At 64.9% G+C, this 17,875-nt stretch carries 21 protein-coding genes, 1 tRNA gene and 1 pseudogene; 14 read left to right on the forward strand and 9 right to left on the reverse strand.

Translation table 11 applies throughout. The features are described 5' to 3' along the window. Positions 1–31 precede the first annotated feature (31 nt). From H8F27_RS09610 to H8F27_RS09620, 3 genes are all read left to right on the forward strand, one after another. Positions 32–691, forward strand: coding sequence for a DNA-3-methyladenine glycosylase (locus H8F27_RS09610; protein ID WP_197147915.1), 660 nt, complete (start codon positions 32–34; stop codon positions 689–691). A 96-nt stretch (positions 692–787) separates the two neighbouring features. Then, entirely contained in the window at positions 788–1,087 is a 300-nt protein-coding gene (locus H8F27_RS09615) for a Uma2 family endonuclease (protein ID WP_231596178.1), read from the forward strand. A gap of 232 nt (positions 1,088–1,319) precedes the next feature. After that, on the forward strand, positions 1,320–2,390 hold the full coding sequence (locus H8F27_RS09620; RefSeq protein ID WP_197153485.1) for an aspartate carbamoyltransferase catalytic subunit: 1,071 nt from the start codon (positions 1,320–1,322) through the stop codon (positions 2,388–2,390). On the opposite strand, the gene H8F27_RS09625 is transcribed toward H8F27_RS09620, so the two are convergent. The 4 genes from H8F27_RS09625 to H8F27_RS09640 all read right to left on the reverse strand — a co-directional run bounded on the left by H8F27_RS09625 (position 2,354) and on the right by H8F27_RS09640 (position 3,500). After that, a complete protein-coding gene (locus H8F27_RS09625) occupies positions 2,354–2,710 on the reverse strand; it encodes a DUF565 domain-containing protein (protein WP_197147916.1) in 357 nt (118 codons plus the stop codon). The genes H8F27_RS09620 and H8F27_RS09625 overlap by 37 nt on opposite strands. Positions 2,711–2,994: 284 nt before the next feature. After that, positions 2,995–3,192 (reverse strand): hypothetical protein, encoded by a 198-nt coding sequence (locus H8F27_RS09630; protein ID WP_197147917.1) that lies wholly within the window; start codon positions 3,190–3,192, stop codon positions 2,995–2,997. 42 nt (positions 3,193–3,234) lie between these two features. Further along, positions 3,235–3,396, reverse strand: coding sequence for a PCP reductase family protein (locus H8F27_RS09635; RefSeq protein WP_197147918.1), 162 nt, complete (start codon positions 3,394–3,396; stop codon positions 3,235–3,237). A gap of 31 nt (positions 3,397–3,427) precedes the next feature. Further along, positions 3,428–3,500, reverse strand: a tRNA-Ala gene (locus H8F27_RS09640). 63 nt (positions 3,501–3,563) lie between these two features. Between H8F27_RS09640 and H8F27_RS09645 the strand changes: the two genes are divergently transcribed. Together H8F27_RS09645 and coaBC are read left to right on the forward strand one after the other, a co-directional pair. After that, on the forward strand, positions 3,564–3,773 hold the full coding sequence (locus tag H8F27_RS09645) for a DUF2555 domain-containing protein (RefSeq protein WP_197147919.1): 210 nt from the start codon (positions 3,564–3,566) through the stop codon (positions 3,771–3,773). Continuing rightward, positions 3,763–5,016, forward strand: coding sequence for a bifunctional phosphopantothenoylcysteine decarboxylase/phosphopantothenate--cysteine ligase CoaBC (gene coaBC, locus H8F27_RS09650; protein ID WP_197147920.1), 1,254 nt, complete (start codon positions 3,763–3,765; stop codon positions 5,014–5,016). The genes H8F27_RS09645 and coaBC overlap by 11 nt, the downstream gene beginning before the upstream one ends. Here coaBC and H8F27_RS09655 read toward each other — a convergent pair. Then, on the reverse strand, positions 4,997–5,314 hold the full coding sequence (locus H8F27_RS09655; RefSeq protein ID WP_197147921.1) for a hypothetical protein: 318 nt from the start codon (positions 5,312–5,314) through the stop codon (positions 4,997–4,999). The two genes, coaBC and H8F27_RS09655, sit on opposite strands and share 20 nt — an antisense overlap. A 141-nt stretch (positions 5,315–5,455) precedes the next feature. Here H8F27_RS09655 and psbO point away from each other — a divergent pair, with 141 nt between their 5' ends. Genes psbO through H8F27_RS09680 form a run of 5 tightly spaced genes read left to right on the forward strand, consistent with a single transcriptional unit; the run spans position 5,456 to position 10,836 of the window. After that, the gene (gene psbO / locus H8F27_RS09660) at positions 5,456–6,268 is read left to right on the forward strand and encodes a photosystem II manganese-stabilizing polypeptide (protein ID WP_197147922.1); all 813 of its coding nucleotides are present in this window, start codon (positions 5,456–5,458) and stop codon (positions 6,266–6,268) included. Between the two features lie 19 nt (positions 6,269–6,287). Next, on the forward strand, positions 6,288–7,475 hold the full coding sequence (gene sat / locus H8F27_RS09665) for a sulfate adenylyltransferase (protein WP_197147923.1): 1,188 nt from the start codon (positions 6,288–6,290) through the stop codon (positions 7,473–7,475). Positions 7,476–7,511: 36 nt separating this feature from the next. Continuing rightward, positions 7,512–9,356 carry an ATP-dependent zinc metalloprotease FtsH3 gene (gene ftsH3, locus H8F27_RS09670; RefSeq protein WP_197147924.1) on the forward strand — a complete coding sequence of 615 codons (1,845 nt, stop codon included), beginning with the start codon at positions 7,512–7,514 and terminating at the stop codon, positions 9,354–9,356. Further along, on the forward strand, positions 9,340–10,017 hold the full coding sequence (locus H8F27_RS09675) for a bifunctional 4-hydroxy-2-oxoglutarate aldolase/2-dehydro-3-deoxy-phosphogluconate aldolase (RefSeq protein WP_255517689.1): 678 nt from the start codon (positions 9,340–9,342) through the stop codon (positions 10,015–10,017). The genes ftsH3 and H8F27_RS09675 overlap by 17 nt, the downstream gene beginning before the upstream one ends. A 39-nt stretch (positions 10,018–10,056) precedes the next feature. After that, positions 10,057–10,836 carry a transposase gene (locus tag H8F27_RS09680; RefSeq protein ID WP_197147925.1) on the forward strand — a complete coding sequence of 260 codons (780 nt, stop codon included), beginning with the start codon at positions 10,057–10,059 and terminating at the stop codon, positions 10,834–10,836. A gap of 1,523 nt (positions 10,837–12,359) precedes the next feature. Here H8F27_RS09680 and H8F27_RS09685 read toward each other — a convergent pair. The 3 genes and pseudogenes from H8F27_RS09685 to H8F27_RS09700 form a co-directional block, all read right to left on the reverse strand. Next, positions 12,360–12,641 (reverse strand): annotated as a pseudogene (locus H8F27_RS09685) (HEPN domain-containing protein); the annotation flags it as partial. A gap of 751 nt (positions 12,642–13,392) precedes the next feature. Continuing rightward, positions 13,393–14,625, reverse strand: coding sequence for an ATP-binding protein (locus H8F27_RS09690; protein ID WP_197147927.1), 1,233 nt, complete (start codon positions 14,623–14,625; stop codon positions 13,393–13,395). Positions 14,626–14,747: 122 nt separating this feature from the next. After that, positions 14,748–15,005: a hypothetical protein gene (locus H8F27_RS09700; protein WP_197153672.1), complete on the reverse strand. Its 258-nt coding sequence runs from the start codon at positions 15,003–15,005 to the stop codon at positions 14,748–14,750. Between the two features lie 43 nt (positions 15,006–15,048). Between H8F27_RS09700 and H8F27_RS17600 the strand changes: the two genes are divergently transcribed. Beyond that, positions 15,049–15,432 (forward strand): bifunctional 4-hydroxy-2-oxoglutarate aldolase/2-dehydro-3-deoxy-phosphogluconate aldolase, encoded by a 384-nt coding sequence (locus H8F27_RS17600; RefSeq protein ID WP_370594405.1) that lies wholly within the window; start codon positions 15,049–15,051, stop codon positions 15,430–15,432. 34 nt (positions 15,433–15,466) lie between these two features. Here the strand turns inward: H8F27_RS17600 and H8F27_RS09710 are convergent, their stop codons facing one another. Further along, positions 15,467–15,793 (reverse strand): hypothetical protein, encoded by a 327-nt coding sequence (locus tag H8F27_RS09710; protein WP_197147929.1) that lies wholly within the window; start codon positions 15,791–15,793, stop codon positions 15,467–15,469. A 412-nt stretch (positions 15,794–16,205) separates the two neighbouring features. Here H8F27_RS09710 and H8F27_RS09715 point away from each other — a divergent pair, with 412 nt between their 5' ends. The 3 genes from H8F27_RS09715 (at position 16,206) to H8F27_RS09725 (ending at position 17,666) form a co-directional block, all read left to right on the forward strand. After that, positions 16,206–16,478 (forward strand): type II toxin-antitoxin system Phd/YefM family antitoxin, encoded by a 273-nt coding sequence (locus H8F27_RS09715; protein WP_231596180.1) that lies wholly within the window; start codon positions 16,206–16,208, stop codon positions 16,476–16,478. Beyond that, on the forward strand, positions 16,475–16,894 hold the full coding sequence (locus tag H8F27_RS09720; RefSeq protein WP_197147930.1) for a type II toxin-antitoxin system VapC family toxin: 420 nt from the start codon (positions 16,475–16,477) through the stop codon (positions 16,892–16,894). The genes H8F27_RS09715 and H8F27_RS09720 overlap by 4 nt, the downstream gene beginning before the upstream one ends. 115 nt (positions 16,895–17,009) lie before the next feature. After that, a complete protein-coding gene (locus tag H8F27_RS09725) occupies positions 17,010–17,666 on the forward strand; it encodes a transposase (RefSeq protein ID WP_197147931.1) in 657 nt (218 codons plus the stop codon). Positions 17,667–17,875: the final 209 nt, after the last annotated feature.

Genomic DNA, 17,875 nt, shown 5'->3' on the forward strand with positions numbered 1-17,875 from the left:
TTTTGAGGTCAGTCTTGGGGGTGGCAGCAAGATGGCTTCATCACTTCCACCCAAAGCCACTTCCATACCCACCACGACCTCCCAGCACCTCCCCCAGAGCTTCTTCGCCCGCCCCGCCGAGCAGGTTGCCCCCGCCCTCATCGGCTGCCTGCTTGTGAAACGCCAAGCCGATGGTGAGTTGCTGTGGGGCGTGATTGTGGAAACGGAGGCGTATTGCCAATCCGAGCCCGCCTGCCACGGCTATCGCCGCCGCACGCCGAGCAACGAAACCCTGTTTGGGGAGCCAGGGCGGTTTTACGTGTATGTGAGCTATGGCATTCACCACTGCGTGAACGTGGTGACAGGGCGAGTCGACTGGGCAAATGGGGTGCTGCTGCGCGCCGTGGCCTTTCCTGGCGAGCTCGACCGGCTGGCGGCAGGTCCTGCCCTATTGGCGCGCTGCTTTGGCATCGATCGTTCCCACGACGCCCAGCTGGTGCATCCCGATCGGGCGTTGTGGATAGCGCCGCGGCCGCCAGAGCTGGCAGCTTTGGATGCGGCCGACTTGATGCAAACCAGCCGCATCGGCATCAGCCAGGGCCAAGACCTTCCCTGGCGCTGGTATTGGCGGGCCAGCCGCAGCGTCAGCAAGCGGGCCAAGGGTGATCGACAGCCCTCCTACGCTGAGTTGGCGTTCCTGCTGGGGCCATGACCATTGCTCCGCCAGCTCCACTTGCAGACGCTCTGGCCCCCCTGCAGTTGCCTGCTGATCTCTGTCTCAGCCCGGAGCAATTTGCGGCTGTCTGTAGTGCGTCTGGAGCGCTGGCAGGCCCTCACCCCTGAGCAGCGCCGCAGCTTCCCGCCCATTTGTCCGGATGTGGTGCTGGAACTGGCCAGCCCCAGTGATCAAGGCCCTCGCTCTCTCAACGCTCTGCGCCGAAAGATGGTTGCCTATCAGGCCAACTGGGCCCAGCTGGGCTGGTTGCTGATCCCTGAGGAGCAGGCTGTGGAGGTCTGGCCGGCAGCAGGTGAGCCGCGCCGCATTGAGGCCGCCACCCAGCTTCTGCCGGGATTGCGGCTCGAGCTGCAGGACATCTGGCAGGTGTGATCACCCGAGGTTGCATATCTATAGCTGCAACAACGTGGCTGGATCGAAGTCGCTTGGCACCGGTGGGAAGGTTGTTTTCAGCAGGCCAAAGCTGCTGGCTGTCGGGCTGGCTGCTGGTTGCGCAGATCTCATCTTCAGGTGATCGCCCATCGATTCAAACTAAACATGGCTGACTCTCTGCAGGCGCCGCTGGCGTCAGCCCCTACCCTGAATGCGTGAGCCGCCGCACCCCTTGAGCAGCTGGAGCCACCGTCATGTTCTCGATCTGGCGGCCTTCTCCCTGGACGACTACGCCACCGTGCTCTCCCTGGCCCAGCGCTTTCGCGCCCTGCCGGTGGCCGGTGCCCGCAAGCTGCCGGCCCTGCAGGGGCGGTTGATGACCAGCCTGTTCTTTGAGCCCAGCACCCGCACCCGCAGCAGCTTTGAGCTGGCGGCCCGGCGGCTCTCGGCGGATGTGCAGAGCTTTTCGCCCTCCTCCAGCTCCCTGAGCAAGGGTGAGAGCCTGCTCGATACGGCCCGCACCTACGTGGCCATGGGCGCCAACGTGCTGGTGGTGCGCCATCGTTGCGCCGGGGTGCCCCAGAGCCTGGCGGTCGACCTTGACCGGGCCGGTGAGCGGGTGGCGGTGCTCAATGCCGGCGATGGCCTGCACAGCCACCCCAGCCAGGGGCTACTGGATCTGTTCACCCTGGCGCGCTTTTTCGCGCCTGAGGCCCCCAAGCCGGAAGCCCTGCGCGGCAAGCGGATCGTGATCGTGGGCGATGTGCTCCACTCCCGCGTGGCCCGCTCCAACCTTTGGGCCCTCTCCGCCTGTGGCGCCGAGGTGGTGCTCTGCGGCCCGCCCACCCTGCTGCCCGAGGCCTTTGCCGATTTCGTGGCGGAGCCGCCCCCCGGTCAGCCGGCCGATCCGGTGGCGACGCGCGGCCCGGTGCGGATCACCCGCAGCTTGGAGCAGGCCCTGCCCGGCGCCGATGCGGTGATGACTTTGAGACTTCAGCAGGAGCGCATGCATCAGCACCTGCTCACCAGCCTCGATAGCTATCACCGGCGCTTCGGTATCACCACTGAGCGCCTCACCCTCTGCGGCCGCCCCGTGCCCGTTCTCCATCCGGGGCCAGTAAACCGGGGCGTGGAACTGGCCTCTGAGGTGCTGGATGATCCCCAGGTTGCCCTGGTGGAAGAGCAGGTGCGCAACGGCATTCCAATCAGAATGGCCCTGCTCTATCTGCTGGCAGCAGCCGAGCCGCTGGCATCAAACGCACCTGATCAGAGCAGCTTGAAGCCGTCCAGCAGCAGGCCGTAGAGCAGCCCGATCCGGGCCATGTCGATCAGCTGCAAGACCAAGTCGTCGCCCCGGCGACGGATCAGGGGCCCCCGGGCGCGAATGGCCAGTTCGATGGCGACCACGCAGATCAGGGCCCCCAGGGGATCCAGCTGGGAGAAGGCTCCGGTGATTGATCCCACCACGCCTCCGATGCTGAAACTCACCAACAACACGATCAGCAGCAGCGAAATCCGCCGCCAGGGATTGGCCGCCCAGCGCTCAAAACCCGCCCTGGCCTGGGCCACCCGTTCCTGGAAGCGGGTTTGCTGGTAGGGCCGCTCGGGGGGTCTGGCGATCACGGCTGAACCGGCATCGACGGAGACCTCAGCAAAAGAGGGTGGCAGGGAAGCGAACGGTGGTGATCCCCATCACCCGGCCCGAGCCCTGCCACACCATATCTACACCATCTCTGGGGCTTGGGCAGCCTTTTGCCACCACATATAGGGGAATCCAATAAAAAGCCCGTGGCCGTGGCCCGGGCTGGGTGATGGGGACTTCAGAACCAAAGCGGTTGGATCGGGGCTGTTCAATGGGCAGCAGACGTTTGTCAGAGCGTCCCCTGGGGGCCTTGACGACCAGAGCCTCAGCTGTCGCCGTCTTTTTTGCGGGAGGCCTTGCCTTCCAGCAACTCCAGTAGGGCTTCCATCTGGGCCATGACGCCCCGCACCTCGCCGGCCTCCGGTAGCAGGCCGTCATCCATCACTCCCTGGTGCATCTCGCGGAGCTCTTGGCGGATGTACCGCAGGTGGCTGACCACCTGTTCGCGCTTCGACTGCGACATCTATGGCCGTTGACTAATCCACCCTTTTAACCCATCGCCTGCTCATGTCTGTCCAAATTGAGCTTTGGCCTGCTCGTAAAAGGGCCCATCCACCTCGCCAATCCCCGCTTCCCGGGCCATTAGTTCGATACGCCGTCGCACGGCCGGCCGCACAAAAAAAGGCACCTCCTTCAGCAGGGCCTCGGCGTCAGGGTGCCAGTTCATGCTGTCTGCCTAAGCGGGTTGGCGATAAAAATGGAGAATAGGGGACTCGAACCCCTGACCTCTGCGGTGCGATCGCAGCGCTCTACCAGCTGAGCTAATTCCCCGAATTCGGGCTCCGCGGAGCTCTCCTTGGCCATTATCTCCGATATCTCCGCCATTTCCTTGCCATGAAAGCGTCGATCACCCCGGAGCGGCTCGCCGCCTTTGATGAAGCCTCAGTCGCCGAGCTGGCTCGCCGTCTGGAGGAAGACGACTATCCCAGCGCCTTCGACGGCTTGGACGACTGGCACCTGATGCGTGCGCTGGCCATTCATAAGCCTGAATTGGCACGCCCCTACGTGCATCTGGTGGATCAGGAACCCTTTGATGAAGACTGAGCCAGACTCAACTGAGCCAGAGCCAGCTGACCCCCTGGCGGGTCGCCGCATCTTGGTGGCCATCAGCGGCAGCATTGCCGCGGTCAAGATGCCCTTGGTGGTCAGCGCCCTGGTGCAGCGCGGTGCCCAGGTGCGCTGCCTGCTCACCCCCTCGGCGGCCCAGCTGGTGAGCCCGGTGGCCCTGGCCTGCCTCAGCCGCAATCCCTGCCTGCTCGACGGCGACCAGTGGAGCCACCAGGCATCCCGCCCCCTCCACGTGGAGCTGGCCGAGTGGGCGGAGCTGGTATTGGTGGCGCCCTTGAGTGCCACCAGCCTGGGTCGCTGGGTGCATGGGATCGCCGACAGCCTGCTGGCCAGCACCCTATTGGCATGCGAAGCGCCGGTGCTGGTGGCGGCAGCGATGAACACGGCGATGTGGGCGGCTCCGGCCGTGCGCCGCAACTGGGAGTTGCTGGGCAGTTTTGAGCGGGTGTTGCCCCTGGTGCCGGCGGCGGGGCTGTTGGCCTGTGACCGCCAGGGGGATGGCCGCATGGCCGAGCCGCTGCAATTGCTGCTGGCCCTGGAATGTCTGCAGCTCTGGGGCTGGCAGCGCGATTGGTCTGGCCTGCGGTTGCTGGTGACGGCCGGCCCCACCCGCGAACCCCTCGACCCGGCTCGCTGTATCACCAATCCCAGCAGCGGCCGCATGGGGGTGTTGCTGGCCCAGGCGGCGCGGCTCCGGGGGGCCGAGGTGACCCTGGTGCATGGCCCCCTGGCCCTCGATCCCCAGCTCCTCGCTGGCCTCTGCTGCGAGCCCGTGCAGACGGCGGCCGAGATGGAGCAGGCCCTGCTGCGGCTCCAACCCGGCTTCGATGCCATCGCCATGGCGGCGGCCGTGGCCGATCACCGCCGCCAGCAGCCGCTCGACACCAAACTCAGCAAGCACGACCTGGCGGCCGAGCTCAGCACCGGTTGGCAGGCCGTGCCGGATCTGTTGGCGGGCCTGGTGGCGAGAAGACCCGCTGGCCAGAGGATCCTGGGCTTTGCGGCCCAGTCGGGTGAAGTGCTGCCCGCCGCCCGGGCCAAGTGGGCCCGCAAGGGTTGTGACCTGCTGTTTGCCAATCCGATCGATCAGGCCGCAGCCGGCTTCGCCGTGGATACCAACCAGGGCTGGCTGCTTGGTGGCGCAGGGGGTGAGCAGCAGCTCCTGAGCGCATCCAAGCTGGCGATTGCCCAGCAGTTGCTCACAGCCCTGCGGCCGTAGCAGCCGGGGGGGGCGCCTGCTGGGCCTGCAGCTGATCCAGATAGCTGCGCAGTTGGGGGCGGGGGATGTAGGGCCAGCCGCCGCTGCGCTCCATGCTCTCCAGCAGCCTGAAGAGCTGGCTGCGGTCGCTGGGCAGGCTGCTGCGGAAGGCCCCGTCCTGAACGGAGCGATGCAGCTGCTCCAGTTGGCGCAGCAGCGCAAGCAGGGATTCGGGTTGGCCCTCCAGTTCCCCAGCCAGCAGCTCGAGCTGGCCGAGCTGGCTGGTGAGTCGCTGCTGCTGGCTGGTCGTCAGGCCCATCAGATGTGTCTATCCACGCTCGCGAGGCTCGCTCCCATACAGGTTGTTGAGAGCCGCGACATCGTACGGGGAATCAGGGTTTTGCACCGGTAGGATCCGCCCCAGCCAAGTCCCCAACCGCCGTATCTGCGGCGTTCCCCCATGCGTTTTCGTCCTCTGCTGGCCCTCGTGCTGGCGCTGTGCCTGACCCTGGTGACCGCCTGCAGCGGTGGGGCCAAGGCCGTGGATCGCGCCAACCTCACCTACGACGACATCCACAACACCGGCCTGGCCAACGACTGCCCGACTCTGCCGGATTCGGCCCGCGGTTCCATCGCCCTCGATCCCTCGGCGAAATACCAGCTCCGCGAGATCTGCATGCACCCGGCAGAGGTGTATGTGAAGGGCGAGCCCGCCAACAAGCGCCAGGAGGCCCAGTTTGTAGCCGGCAAGATCCTCACCCGCTTCACCTCGAGCCTGGATCAGGTTTACGGCGATCTGACCGTGGGCGCCGACGGCCTCACCTTCAAGGAGCTGGGCGGCATCGACTTCCAGCCGATCACCGTGCTCCTGCCTGGTGGTGAGGAGGTGCCCTTCACCTTCTCCAGCAAGGAGCTGGTGGCCAGTGCCGACGGCACCGCCCTCACCACCAGCACCGATTTCGAAGGTCCCTATCGGGCTCCCAGCTACCGCACCAGCAACTTCCTCGACCCCAAGGGGCGTGGACTCACCACCGGCTACAGCAGCGCCGTGGGCCTGGTGCCCGCCGGCGATGAATTCACCGGCGAAACCGTCAAGCGCTATGTGGACGGCTCGGGCACGATGAACCTCTCGATCACCAAGGTTGATCCCAGCACTGGCGAATTTGCCGGCGTGTTCACCGCCATCCAGCCCTCCGACTCCGACATGGGTACCAAGGCCGTGGTGGACGTCAAGATCGTCGGCCAGCTCTATGGCCGCCTCGAGCAGGCTTGAGCGTTATGGGGGCCAAGTCATGAGCGTTGTTGATGCCACAACTGCAGTGCCCGCTAGCTCTGAGGGCCTGATTTCCCCCCATGGGGGGGTGTTGGTGAACCTGATGGTGGCTGCCGGCCAGAGGGAGCCCATCAAGTTGGGGATCAGCCGCCGCATCGAGTGCAGCGATCGCAACGCCTGTGATGTGGAGCTGCTCGTGGTGGGTGGCTTCTCGCCCCTGCGCGGCTTCATGCACCAGGAGGATTATGACGCCGTGGTGGCGACCCACCGCACCACCAGTGGCCTGCTGTTTGGCCTGCCGATTGTCTTTGACACCGACGACGGCTCGATTGGCGTCGGCGACAGGCTGCTGCTCACCTATCGCGGCCAGGAGCTGGCGGTGCTGTCGGTGGAGAGCCGCTGGGAGCCAGACAAGGCGCGCGAGGCCCAGGGTTGCTACGGCACCACCTCGCTCGAGCATCCGGCGGTGAAGATGATCGCCAGCGAAAGGGGGCGCTACTACCTGGGCGGAGCCCTGCAGGGCCTGGACTTGCCCCGGCGGGTGTTCCCCTGCAAGACCCCAGCCCAGGTGCGCGCCACCCTGCCCGAGGGGCAAAGCGTGGTGGCCTTTCAGTGCCGAAATCCCATCCACCGGGCCCACTACGAGCTGTTCACCCGGGCTCTTGATGCCGCCAATGTGAGCGAGCAGGGCGTGGTGCTGGTGCACCCCACCTGCGGCCCCACCCAGGACGACGACATCGCCGGCGAGGTGCGCTTCGAGACCTATGAGCGCCTGGCCGCCGAGCTGGACAACCCCCGCATCCGTTGGGCCTACCTGCCCTATTCGATGCACATGGCCGGCCCCCGCGAGGCCCTGCAGCACATGATCATCCGTAAGAACTACGGCTGCACCCACTTCATCATTGGCCGCGACATGGCCGGCTGCAAGAGCTCCCTGAGCGGCGAAGACTTCTACGGCCCCTACCAGGCCCAGGATTTCGCCCGGGACAACGCCGCCGAGCTGGGCATGGAAACCGTGCCTTCACTCAACCTGGTGTACACCGAGGAGGAGGGCTACGTGACCGCCGAACACGCCCAAGCCCGGGGCCTGCACATCCGCAAGCTCAGTGGCACCCAGTTCCGCCAGATGCTTCGCGGAGGCGAAGAAATACCCGAATGGTTCGCCTTCCGCAGCGTGGTGGCGGTGCTGCGCTCCTCAGCCGGTTAACATTCCTTTACTTGATTCTCATTTGGAGAAAGGGTCTTGAAAAAGCGTTGGCGCAATGCGGGGCTCTACGTCCTGCTGGTGATCGTGGTGATTGCCGTGGGCACGGCCTTCCTGGATAGGCCCGATCCGGCCAATGCGCCGCGAACCCTGCGTTACAGCGACTTCGTAGAGGCGGTGCAGGCCAATGAGGTCTCCCGGGTGCTGATCTCCCCCGATCGGGGCACGGCTCAGGTGGTGGAAAACGACGGCCGGCGCGCAGTCGTCAACCTGGCTCCTGACAAAGACCTGCTCAAACTGCTCACCGATCACAACGTCGACATCGCCGTTCAGCCCAGCCGGGAGCCTGCCGGTTGGCAGCAGGCTGTGGGCAGCCTGATCTTCCCTTTGCTTTTGCTGGGCGGCTTGTTTTTCCTGTTGCGCCGCGCCCAGGGCGGTGGCGGCAACCCCGCCATGAACTTCGGCAAGAGCAAGGCCCGTCTGCAGATGGAGCCCCAGACCCAAGTGACCTTTGGCGATGTGGCGGGGATCGAAGGAGCCAAGCTTGAACTCTCCGAGGTGGTCGATTTCCTCAAGAACCCCGATCGCTTCACGGCCGTTGGCGCCAAGATTCCGAAGGGTGTGCTGCTGGTGGGCCCTCCCGGTACGGGCAAAACCCTGCTGGCCAAAGCCGTGGCTGGAGAGGCTGGGGTGCCCTTCTTCTCGATCTCCGGTTCGGAGTTTGTCGAGATGTTCGTGGGCGTGGGTGCCAGTCGGGTACGGGATCTGTTTGAGCAGGCCAAAAAGAGTGCACCCTGCATCGTTTTCATCGATGAAATTGATGCTGTGGGCCGCCAGCGCGGTGCTGGCCTCGGCGGCGGCAACGACGAGCGCGAGCAGACGCTCAACCAGCTGCTCACCGAGATGGATGGCTTTGAGGGAAACACCGGCGTGATCATTGTGGCGGCCACCAACCGGCCCGATGTGCTCGACTCGGCCCTGCTGCGGCCCGGTCGTTTCGACCGGCAGGTGGTGGTGGACCGGCCCGACTACGCCGGCCGTCTTCAGATTCTCGGGGTGCATGCCCGTGGCAAAACCCTCGCCAAGGATGTTGACCTGGACAAAATTGCCCGCCGCACCCCCGGCTACACCGGCGCCGATCTGGCCAACCTGCTCAACGAGGCGGCGATCCTGGCGGCCAGGCGCCAGCTCACCGAAGTCTCCATGGATGAAGTCAACGATGCCATTGAGCGGGTGATGGCCGGCCCGGAGAAGAAAGATCGGGTCATGAGCGAGAAGCGCAAGCGTCTGGTTGCTTATCACGAGGCGGGCCATGCCCTGGTGGGCGCCCTTATGCCCGACTACGACCCGGTGCAGAAGATTTCGATCATCCCCCGCGGCAATGCCGGTGGCCTCACCTTCTTCACCCCCTCTGAAGAACGGATGGAATCGGGGCTCTACTCCCGCTCCTATCTCCAGAACCAGATGGCGGTGGCCCTTGGAGGGCGCGTCGCCGAGGAGATTGTCTACGGCGAGGATGAGGTGACCACGGGAGCCTCAAACGATCTCCAGCAGGTGGCCCGGGTCGCCCGGCAGATGGTGACCCGCTTCGGCATGAGCGATCGGCTCGGACCGGTTGCCCTTGGCCGCAGTCAGGGCGGCATGTTCCTTGGCCGCGATATGGCCAGTGAGCGTGATTTCTCCGAAGACACCGCAGCCGCCATCGACGAGGAGGTGAGTGAACTGGTGGCTGAGGCCTACAAGCGGGCCACTTCGGTGCTCACCGGCAATCGCCCGGTGCTCGATGAACTGGCTGCCATGCTGGTCGAGAAGGAAACCGTGGATGCGGAAGCTCTTCAGGAGCTTTTGATCCGCAGTGATGTGAAGGTTGCCGAATACGTTTGAAGCTTGCGGGCCGGCGGGGAGTGCTTCTTGGCTGATCCAGTCCCTGCGGGCCCAGCCGCTGCTGAGTGTGCTTCGCCCTGGTGAGCCGCTTAGCGCCCTGCTAACCCTGGAGCGCCTGCAGGCGTTGGGTCTTATCCATGTGGAGATCGCCTGGCAGCCTCTGCCGGGCTGGGCCGATCAGATGCAGGAGCTGATTGATCGCTTCCCCGCTCTGGAGCTGGGCGCGGCCTCGGTGTGCATGCCGCAGGGGGTGGATGACGCCGTTGCCGCCGGCTGCCGCTACGCGGTGTCGCCGGTGCTCGACTCAGAGCTGCAACAGCGGGCGGCCGAACGGGAGTTGCTGCTGGTGCCCGGAGTGATGGGCCCCTCCGAGGTGCATCAGGCCAGGCGGTTGGGCTGCGGCATCGTCAAGCTGTTCCCCGCGGTGAGTGTCGGCATCGACCATTGGCGGCGGCTGCGGGAGCCCCTGGGCGCCCCGCTGCCCTACTGCATCGCCGCCGGCGGCCTTAAGCCCGTCGATGTGCTGCCCTGGCTGGAAGCCGGGGTCGATGCGGTGGCGTTGGGTTCCGGGCTGGGCGATCTGGAGGCGGCGAGCGCCTGGCGGGAGCTGCTCTCCACACTGGCCGCGCGCTTGTGCTGCGCACCCTCTGCGGCGCTATAGAAAAGCTTCAAAGCGATTGTTCCTGAGGCGCAGAGACTGATGGGCCGCTCCGCAAGGCAACTTCCCGATGGCTGCAGCTTTCACATCACCCTGCGCTGCAACAGCCGGGCCTTTCTGATCGCCCGCGGGGTGCGGCGGGATCTGCTGTTGGGGGTGCTGCATCAGGCAAAGAAGAAGTTCGGATTTCGGTTGCATGGGATCTGTCTGATGGCCAACCACCTGCATCTGCTGTTGCAGCCACCGCAGGGGAGAGACCTGCCACGGATCATGCAGTGGATCGGCTGGTATTCGGCCATGGCGCTGAACCGGATCACGGGACGCTGCGGCCACTTCTGGGAGGCGCGCTACTTTTCCACGCCGATTGATCCAAGCGACACGCGCCGTGTGTTGGCCACGCTGCGCTACATCCACGCCAACCCCAAGGCAGCGGGTGTGCGTAAGGGTTTCCATGACCCCTACAGCAACTACGGGCACTATGGGCGGTTGGAAGGGGATGGGTTAAGCGAGTGGCATCCGGCCTTTCTGCAGCTGGCACCGACGCTGGAGGGCTGCGCCAGGCGCTATGGGAGCTATTGCCGGCACTACCGGCCAAGGGCGAAACCAGCCAGACAATCCCATTGGGGCAGCAGGCTGCTGCGGCGTGATGGGGGAACGGGCCGCAAGGCTGCAGGTCGTATGGGGGTGGCCCCAGGCCAGCAGGTTCTGCCATGGCATGGCGGCGGGGCTGAGGCGCCGCTGCCGCAGGAATGGCAGCAGCTCGCGGAGAGATTCAGGCGGACCAATGGCCCGAGGCAAAACGGACTGGAAACGTCGGCGTGATCGTTGACTACTGACTACAGATGGGCAGACATCAACAGATGGGTAGGCATCAACGATGAACGCGACGAACGTGCGCTGAGCAAGGAACTGAGCACGAAACTGCTGCCATAACAGCTCTCAAATGCCATGGCCGAATGATCGCGTTGATCGCGAATCGTCAAAATCTCACTCCTGAGGCCAGCCAGACCCTGGCAGCCGTGTGAGGCGGCGCGCAATGTGCACTGCAAACACCCATACGGTGCCAGGTATCGACTCAGGCTTCGGCGGAGGCGCTGGGAGGGTTGCTGGCGCTGGCCTTGATGCGCTTCCTGAGCTTGCGGCTGAAGCCGAAGGCAACAGCGAGGCCAACGGCCGGAAGGGGGCCCGGAACGTTGGCAGAACCGGCGGCTGGGACTAAGGTGGCTTTGGCCCAGGTAATACTTGGTTGGCAGTTGGCATACCCTGTCCCCGCACAAACACTTCTATTTAATACCCCAAATTGAGAGTTAAAGAGAGAACACTTCTATTTAATACCCCAAATTGTTTACAAATTGAGAGTTAAAGAGAGTCCCAGTGCTGCCTTCCAACCCGAGGACGGCCCCTGTGCCTGCCTGCGTGAGGAGCCCATATCCAAAAAGGGGGCCAGCCGTGCCAGCCTGCAAGCCCACGTTCGCGCCATTCGGCAAGCCCAATTGGGTGCCGACGGCCGATGCAAACGCGGTCGCGAGGGTCGAATCTCCCCACCAGGGCATAACGCCCCCGTTGAATTCACTGGTGTTATCGATGTACGAGCCGGTAAATTTTGTTACGTCATACTGATTATTCTGGCCACCCACTGTCACGTTCACAATCAGCGCATGGGCCTTGCTATCGGATAGCACCAACCCGGCTACGACTGCGCCGACTGCAGCACCAGCAACCCTTCCGGGGAGACGCGACAAAAAAGCATTCATTCTTAACATTCCTCCTCAATCTAAGGGATTTGGATCAAGTGTACAGCAGAGACTGCAAATAGCCTTATGGGATTCTTTAGTTTCTCGGTCCACCCCACCTACGCTGAGCTCTTCCCTCTCCAGGCGCTGACCCACCCACGACGCCTCCTGGCTCAATTCGGCGCCATGCTTCTGGGGGGTGGGCCGACGGCAATCATCGCCCGGTAGCCCTGGGATCTGTCCATCCAGGGCCTTGGCATCAAGCATGAGGTCGGCTTCCGCTGCCTTCGCGCCTGCGACCAGTCATCGGGTTGCCCAGTGTCACCCCAGGGGGCCGGCCGCCTCAACGCCAAGGACCGTTCGGGAGCCCTGCGATTCGGTGTCACTGCCGAGTGCTCCGTGGGAACCGGCTGCTCGGTGCTGCTGCCCAAGGATCGGGATGGGCGTCGAACTCAGAGCTGGTCAAGCCAGAGGGCCTGGGCCTCCCAGGAAGCCGTTGCCCTGCTGGTAGACCATTCACCCCAGAACCCACACCTTGATTGGTATCTGTCTGCCATCTTTCCCGAGCGGTTCATGCCTCCAGCTTCGTCATCAGCCTGCGCTGCAACGTGGTCACTGCAGTTGATCCGAGGCCCATTCGAGCAGTTCTTCCGCCGCCAGTAGGGCGGATGCGCCATCTTCGGGCCCGAACACCTCGGCAGGCAGCTCATCACCCAGAGCATCCGGATAACGGGTGGGGGCATAGAGCTTGTCCAGCACCCGGGCCTGGCGTTGCCAGTGTTGAGCGTGCGCCTGATCCAGCTCGTGCAACAGAGCCTTCAGCGAATGGCTGCGCAGGTCACGGTCGTCGGCCGCCAGCAACGCCTTGATGGCCTTCTCACCCACCTGCTGGGCAAGAAAGCAGGCCTGCCCCGGTGGCGTGCGCTTTCCTGGCTCATGGGAAGCGGCTGCCCATGAGCAGCGGGATCGCTTCGGCCCGCAGAGGCAGCCGGCAGGGCTCCAGGCCCATCACCAGCAGATCGATATCCGACGCCAGCGGACTCACTGCCAACGCGTTGGCTGGCCCCCCCGGTCGTGCTCATGCGCCAGGCCCCACCCGCTCAAAAGGCATGAAAAGGCACTCCTTCGCAGGGATGTGCTCCATCCCGAGGCGGTGCTCGAGCTGGCTGCCGACGCGGACAGCACTCGCAACAGCCGTGTCCCTATCAAGCTGGAAGGAGGTACTGTGTTCCGTGGGTTGTTGCTCCCCCGCTCACCACAGGCTGCACTGCCCTTGCTGGTATTCCTTGCGGCATGTTCCTGGGGCGCGACATCGCTGCCGAGCGTGATTTCTCCGAAGACACCGCCGCCGCCAATGACGAGGAGGTGAGCGAATTGGTGGCTGAGGCCTAAAAGCGGGCCACTTCGGTGCTGACCGGTAACCGCTCCGTCCTGGATGAGCTGGCCGCGGCTGCGGGAGCCGCTGGGCGACCCCCTGCCCTTCTGCATCGCCGCCGGTGGCCTGAGGCCGGCGGATGTGGTGCCCTGGCTGGCGGCTGGGGTGGACGCGGTGGCGCTGGGTTCCGCTTTGGGATCAGCGCCGGGCAGCTGCATCACCCGCCCGTCGGCGACGGTGAACTCCCGCAGCGATTGCTGCTCCAGCGCGTCAGAGCACCCGCCACCACGGCACCGCCAGCACATCGGCCGTGAGCCATTCCACGCTCGTGCCGGTATGCAGCAGCAGGCCCGCCCGTGCCTTGCTGCCGTATTCAGCGCGGAAGGTGCGCAGGTGGGCGCAGTCCGCCAGCCTTGGCGATGCCGTGGCCTTGACTTCGATCGGCAGCAGCCTGCCCCCCGCCTCGATCACCACATCCACCTCCTCGCCGAGGGTTGTGCGCCAGTAGCCCAGTTCTGCTCGCTCGACGCGGGCGTCGCGCCACGCCAGCAGATCGTTCAGCACCAGATTTTCGAGATGGCAGCCCTGGGGTTCCGCTCCGGCCAGGTGCATGGCGATGGCGGTGTCGCCCCAGTAGAGCTTGGGGGACTTGATCAGTCGCTTGGTGCGGTTTACGGCATAGGCCGGCAGGCGCACGAGCTGGTAGGAGGTCTCCAGCAGATTGAGCCAGCGGCGCACCGTGGGTTGCGGCAGCGCCACGTCGCGCCCCAGTTCGGTCTGGTTGAGCAGCTGCCCCAGGCGCAGGCAGGCCGCCTGCATCAGTCGGCGGAAATCCGGCAGGGAGTTGATCGTCGCCAGGTCCTGCAGGTCGCGCTCGAGATAGGTGCGCACGTAGCCGTCGAACCAGATGGCGCGCTCGGCAGGGTTGCTCAGTTCGATCGCTGGCGTGGGGAAACCGCCCCGCTGCGCCAGCGCGCGCCAGTCTTCCCTATGACCGTCCCCGGTGGCGAGCAGGTCGCGCCAGCCTTGATCGGGCGTGTTGAGCAGCGCCTCCCAGCGACCGGCGCTGCCCAGTCCGCGTTGCTCACGGCGGGTGAGCGGCCAGAGGGTGAGATAACTCGCCCTGCCGGCGAGCGATTCACTCACCTGCCGCATCAGCAGCAGGTTTGCCGAACCGGTGAGCAGGAAGCGACCTGCTTTGCGGTCTCGATCGATGGCCCGCTTCACGGCGCTGAGCAGGGAGGGTTCCCTCTGCACCTCGTCGAGCGTGATCGGCTCGTTGCCTCCCACCAGTGCCTCGGGATCGCGCCTGGCGGCAGCGAGCACGTCGAAGTCATCAAGGGTGCGGTAGCTCCTTTCGCCCGCAACCAGCTGCTCGGCCAGGGTGCTTTTTCCGGTCTGCCGCGCACCCGTCACCACCACTGCGGGCATCACCGCCAGCCGATCGGCGAGGGCGCCACTGACCAGCCGGGGCAGGGGATTCACCACGTGGATGATTTTCATTCATCTGGTGAATCATAAGCTGGGCTCACGCCGAACGCCCGCAGGCGAAGCGCAGCTGTTCGGTCTGGCTGAGGCGCTGGCTGAGCTGGGATGAGCGGGCACTGGCCTCACGATTGAGGACATTAACGCTGATTATGAAAAGGAGAATCTGGCCGATGGCCAGCACGGCCAGACCGGTTACGCCCAGCGCAGCGCAGGGCCTCCCGCCGGCCTGCTGCGAGGTGGGGCTCCGATTCCAGCAGGGTGGCGAAGCGCAGCAGGGTGACGCCCACACAACCCAGGGAGGCGGCATCGATGGTGCGGCTGGAGAACTGGGCGGCCCAGGCGCTGGAGCGAAGGCTGAAGGGCAACGCGGCAGCGATCACGAGCAGGGCGAACACCACCACCAGGGTGAGGTTGGTGGTCCTGGCCAGGAAGCCAAACGTGAGCAGGAGGCTTTGCAGAGAGTCGCGGAACGCTTCCTTAACCCAATTTTCCCAGCGGGCGGCCGAACGGGAGTTGCTGCTGGTGCCCGGGGTGATGAGCCCCAGCGAGGTGCATCAGGCCCGGCGGCTGGGCTGCCGGATCGTGAAGTTGTTTCCAGCAGTGAGCGTGGGCATCAAGCACTGGCGGCGGCTGCGGCAGCCGCTTGGTGCTCCCCTGCCCTTCTGCATCGCCGCCGGCGGCCTGAAGCCGGCCGATGTGCTGCCCTGGCTGGAGGCCGGGGTGGATGCGGTGGCGCTGGGCTCGGGGCTGGGTGATCTGGAAGAGGTGAGCGCCTGGCAGGAGTTGCTCTCCACACTGGCCGCCAGATCAGCCCCAGCCTGATCTGGTTGTGCTGATGGCCTGGGAACGAACGTTGTCAAGGCCCAAAGCGCCTGCTGGGCAGGGGTGGCACTGACCCTGATGGGGTTTGCGCGAGTTTGCGGTGCCAGTAGGTCCAGGAACGCGGTGAGAACCAGCCCGCCTCGGCCCGAAGCAGCACCTCGGCCAGATAGTTGTCGCCCAGAAGACGCCGCAAGCGCAACACGCTGTCGAAATCGCCGATATCCATCACCCGGGCGATCACCCGATTGGGGTTGCGCAATGACTGCTCGGCGGGTTGCCACCAGATCAGTTCTGCGGCCAGAGGCCTAAGGAACTCCTGCAGTTGATCCGGAGATGGAGGAGCGATTGGTTCCAGCTCCATCAGACCCTTATGCCCACTGAATCATGCTAGGCGTCCCGCCGAGACCAACCCCGAGGCGGTGCTTGAGCTGGCGCCGATCTGGGCGGAGTGAGGTCGTCGCCTTCCGTTCTGGAGGCGGGCAGGGGGCATGGGCGTCGACCTGGCTCAGCTGATGGGCGATGGCGTCGCCATCGTCACTGGCCTCGCTGGCCAGGAACCAACCGCACAACACGGAGTTGTGGAATCCGCTGCGGGCCGGTTTTGATCTTTCGCCAGCCAGCTGGTTGGTCATCTTAGCTAGCTGTCGCCCAGACGGCGCCGCAAGCCCCAGCGCTTGTAGGCTGTTCAGGAGATGGCCGTGAAGACCAAAGCGCCTGGCCACGCAACCGCAATTCTGACCTAGTCTGATGACCATGGTCATTTTGGAGTGATGATGGTTCTGCCGTCCGCCCCGCTGCTGCCGGGTTCGCCGCGGCAGGTGTCCAAATCCCGTTTCAAGGCCCAGGCCCTGGAGCTGTTCCGCCAGGTGGAGGCCAGCGGTGAACCGCTCGTGGTGACTGATCACGGCCGGCCCACCCTGGAGGTGCGCCCCTATCGGCCGGCCCGGCTCGACGCCGACCCACTCCAGGAGCTGCGCGGCTCGGTGCTGCGCTTCGACGACCCGTTTGCGCCGGTCGGTGAGAACGACTGGGAAGCCCTGGCGTGATCCTGCTCGATACCCATGCGCTGATCTGGTGGGCCGATGGCAATCATCTGCGGCTCTCAGCCAATGCCCTGGCCGCCATCGATCAGGAGATCGAGAGCGCCGGCCGGCCGGGCGGTTCACCGGGTCTGCTGGTGTCGGCGATCAGCTGCTGGGAAGTGGCGATGCTGGTGAATCGGGGTCGACTCGCCCTCAGCCTCGATGTGGAGCGCTGGTTGGCGCTGCTGGCCTCCCATCCGGCGGTGCGGTTGCTGGCTCTCGATCCCGCCGTGGCTGTGGCAGCCACCCGCCTCCCGGAGCCATTCCACGCCGATCCCGCCGATCGCTTCCTGGTGGCCCAGGCCCGCGAGCTGGGGATTCCCCTGCTCAGCGCCGACAACAAGATCCTCTCCTACGGCCATGTGCGCAGCCTCTGGTGAAAGCAGAGGTCATGCCGGCCCTTGGCCGCTATCAGCTCGCCTGCGCCTGTGCTGAAATCTCTACGCGGCGCTATAGAAAAGCTTCAAAGCGATTGTTCCTGAGGCGCAGAGACTGATGGGCCGCTCCGCAAGGCAACTTCCCGATGGCTGCAGCTTTCACATCACCCTGCGCTGCAACAGCCGGGCCTTTCTGATCGCCCGCGGGGTGCGGCGGGATCTGCTGTTGGGGGTGCTGCATCAGGCAAAGAAGAAGTTCGGATTTCGGTTGCATGGGATCTGTCTGATGGCCAACCACCTGCATCTGCTGTTGCAGCCACCGCAGGGGAGAGACCTGCCACGGATCATGCAGTGGATCGGCTGGTATTCGGCCATGGCGCTGAACCGGATCACGGGACGCTGCGGCCACTTCTGGGAGGCGCGCTACTTTTCCACGCCGATTGATCCAAGCGACACGCGCCGTGTGTTGGCCACGCTGCGCTACATCCACGCCAACCCCAAGGCAGCGGGTGTGCGTAAGGGTTTCCATGACCCCTACAGCAACTACGGGCACTATGGGCGGTTGGAAGGGGATGGGTTAAGCGAGTGGCATCCGGCCTTTCTGCAGCTGGCACCGACGCTGGAGGGCTGCGCCAGGCGCTATGGGAGCTATTGCCGGCACTACCGGCCAAGGGCGAAACCAGCCAGACAATCCCATTGGGGCAGCAGGCTGCTGCGGCGTGATGGGGGTGGCCCCAGGCCAGCAGGTTCTGCCATGGCATGGCGGCGGGGCTGAGGCGCCGCTGCCGCAGGAATGGCAGCAGCTCGCGGAGAGATTCAGGCGGACCAATGGCCCGAGGCAAAACGGACTGGAAACGTCGGCGTGATCGTTGACTACTGACTACAGATGGGCAGACATCAACAGATGGGTAGGCATCAACGATGAACGCGACGAACGTGCGCTGAGCAAGGAACTGAGCACGAAACTGCTGCCATAACAGCTCT

Source organism: Synechococcus sp. CBW1108 (assembly GCF_015840335.1).
Classification (GTDB): Bacteria; Cyanobacteriota; Cyanobacteriia; order PCC-6307; family Cyanobiaceae; genus Cyanobium_A.